We start from the raw sequence: 2,639 nt of genomic DNA on the forward strand, positions 1-2,639 counted from the left end.
GGATTATGGACGCGGATCTCGTGACCGCGGTGGCACAAGGCGGCGGGCTCGGCTCGTTGCCATGTGCGTTACTCTCGGCGGAAAAGGCCCGCGAGCAGGTCAATCTGATCCGCCAGCGCGTTACCGCGCCGGTCAACATGAACTTCTTCTGCCACACGCCGGTCGAGGCCGATGCCGCACGCGAGGCCGGCTGGCGCAAGCGGCTCGGCGCCTATTACCAGGAGCACGGCATCGACCCGGCGGCGCCAGTCAATGCCGCCAATCGCGCGCCGTTCGATGCGGCGATGTGTGCGGTGGTCGAGGAGCTCAAGCCGGAAGTGGTGAGCTTCCATTTCGGCCTGCCGGAGCCGGCGCTGCTCAAGCGCGTCAAGGCGACAGGGGCGATCATCATGGCGTCGGCCACTGTGGTGCGCGAGGCGGTGTGGCTCGAACAGAACGGCGCCGACATCATCATCGTGCAAGGTACTGAAGCCGGCGGCCATCGCAGCATGTTCCTGACGGACCGGCTCGCCGAGCAGGTCGGCAACCTCGCGCTGGTGCCGCAGGTGGTCGATGCGGTGAAGCTGCCGGTGATCGTCGCCGGCGGCATCGCCGATGGTCGCGGCATCGCGGCGGCGTTTGCGCTCGGCGCATCCGGTGTGCAGATCGGCAGTGCCTATCTGCGCTGCCCGGAGTCCAAGGTGACGGCGCTGGGACGCGCGGCGCTGGCGCAGGCGAGCGACGAATCGACGGTCATAACCAATGTGATGACCGGGCGCTGGGCGCGTGGTGTCGTCAACCGGGTGACGCGCGAGGTCGGGCCGATCTCGCCCGATGCACCCGCCTTTCCGCATGCCGCCACCGCGCTCGGACCGCTGAAGGCCGCTGCTGAAAAGCAGGGCAAGTCCGACTTTACCAATCTCTGGGCTGGGCAGGCGATCCGTCTCGGCACTGAGCAGCCGGCCGCCGAGCTGACGCGGAAGCTTGCCGCGGACGCGCAGGCGCGGATGCGTCAGCTGGCGGGCTGAGCGTTTTCAACTCCAGTAGGGCGGGTTAGGCGCAGCCGTAACCCGCCTTTTTCCGTGGATTGATGGCGGATTACGCTTCGCTGATCCGCCCTACGGTTGCTTGCCGCAGGCACGGATGCGTCGGATTGCAGATTCGCCGCCGTTTCGGCTGGTTGCGGCGCGAAAGCGGCCTCTGCTATACGGCGAACGGTTAACTCCGTCCCGTGAGGCCCTATATAATGTCGGTCGATGCCGCCACCGTCCGCCGGATCGCGCAACTCGCGCGGATCGCTGTCACTGACGCCGAGGTTCCGCACCTGCAGGGCGAGCTCAATGCCATGCTGGCCTTCGTCGAGCAGTTGTCGGAGGTCAATGTGGAGGGCGTCGAGCCCATGACCTCGGTGACGCCGATGGAGATGAAGAAGCGGCAGGACGTGGTCAATGACGGCGAGATCGCCGACGATATCGTCGGCAACGCGCCCGAGACCGAGAAGCACTTCTTCCTGGTGCCGAAGGTCGTGGAATAGAACGCAACTGTCGAAACAACGAACGAGCCCGCTGATGTGCATGCTCTGCGACGATGAAAAGGCCTATCAGGCCTACATGAATTATCTCGACGTGATGGAGCGGCAAAAGGCCGAAGGCAAGGACGTCGATCCTGACAAGGCCGTGGATGCCGTGCTCGATGCGCTCGAGGCGCAAGTCAACGCCGAGGTGAAGGCGCGCGCCGAGACCAAGGCGAAGACCAACAAGTTCTTCGCGGAAGACACCACCGACGACAAGACGCTTTCCCCCTTCTTCTGCAGCCCGATCAATAAATGACCGATTTGACTTCGCTGACGCTCGCCGAGGCCCGTGAGGGTCTCGCGCGCAAGACCTTTACCTCGCTCGAGCTCACCGACGCGCATCTGAAGGCGATCGAGGACGCGCGCGCGCTCAACGCCTTCGTGTTGGAGACGCCGGATCAGGCGCGCGACATGGCACGCGAGGCCGATGGAAAGATCAGCAAGGGCGAGGGCGGGCCGCTGGCCGGCATTCCGCTCGGGATCAAGGATCTCTTCGCCACCAAGGGCGTGCGCACCACGGCCTGCTCGAAGATCCTCGGCAATTTCGTGCCGCCTTACGAGTCGACCGTAACCTCGCAGCTGTGGCGCGACGGCGCGGTGATGCTCGGCAAGCTCAACAATGACGAGTTCGCGATGGGCTCGTCGAACGAGACCTCGTGCTTCGGCCCGGTCGGCAATCCCTGGCGACGCGAAGGCTCCAATACCACCTTGGTGCCTGGTGGCTCCTCCGGCGGTTCGGCCTCGGCGGTGGCGGCGCTGCTGTGCATGGGCGCGACCGCGACCGACACCGGCGGCTCGATCCGTCAGCCGGCGGCCTTTACCGCCACGGTCGGCATCAAGCCGACCTATGGCCGCTGCTCGCGCTGGGGCGTCGTTGCCTTCGCATCGTCGCTCGACCAGGCCGGTCCCATCGCACGCTCGACCCGCGATGCCGCGATCCTCTTACGCTCGATGGCCGGGCACGACCCGAAGGACACCACCTCGGTCGACATGAAGGTGCCGGATTACGAGGCCGCGATCGGCAAGTCCGTGAAGGGCATGAAGATCGGCATCCCCAAGGAATATCGCCTCGACGGCATGCCGGCCG

General features: G+C 65.6%; 4 protein-coding genes. All 4 read left to right on the forward strand.

Annotated features, from left to right (window positions below; genetic code table 11):
* Positions 1-1,007, forward strand: a 1,007-nt coding sequence (locus WA702_RS24840; protein WP_425113190.1) for an NAD(P)H-dependent flavin oxidoreductase, incomplete at its 5' end; no start/stop codon positions are given.
* A gap of 218 nt (positions 1,008-1,225) precedes the next feature.
* Complete coding sequence (gatC, locus tag WA702_RS24845) at positions 1,226-1,513, forward strand: Asp-tRNA(Asn)/Glu-tRNA(Gln) amidotransferase subunit GatC (RefSeq protein WP_425113191.1); 288 nt, start codon at positions 1,226-1,228, stop codon at positions 1,511-1,513.
* 34 nt (positions 1,514-1,547) lie between these two features.
* Positions 1,548-1,808, forward strand: a complete 261-nt coding sequence (locus WA702_RS24850; RefSeq protein ID WP_425113192.1) for a hypothetical protein — start codon at positions 1,548-1,550, stop codon at positions 1,806-1,808.
* Positions 1,805-2,639, forward strand: an 835-nt coding sequence (locus WA702_RS24855) for an amidase (protein ID WP_425113193.1), incomplete at its 3' end; no start/stop codon positions are given. The genes WA702_RS24850 and WA702_RS24855, both read left to right, overlap by 4 nt.

Origin of the sequence: Bradyrhizobium sp. (assembly GCF_049798375.1) — a bacterium.
In the GTDB taxonomy this organism is placed as follows: Bacteria; Pseudomonadota; Alphaproteobacteria; order Rhizobiales; family Xanthobacteraceae; genus Bradyrhizobium.

Bases quoted from the DNA above. Each gene is read 5' to 3' on its own strand.
- gatC (WP_425113191.1), top strand. From the start codon at position 1,226: ATGTCGGTCGATGCCGCCACCGTCCGCCGGATCGCGCAACTCGCGCGG.
- WA702_RS24850 (WP_425113192.1), top strand. From the start codon at position 1,548: ATGTGCATGCTCTGCGACGATGAAAAGGCCTATCAGGCCTACATGAAT.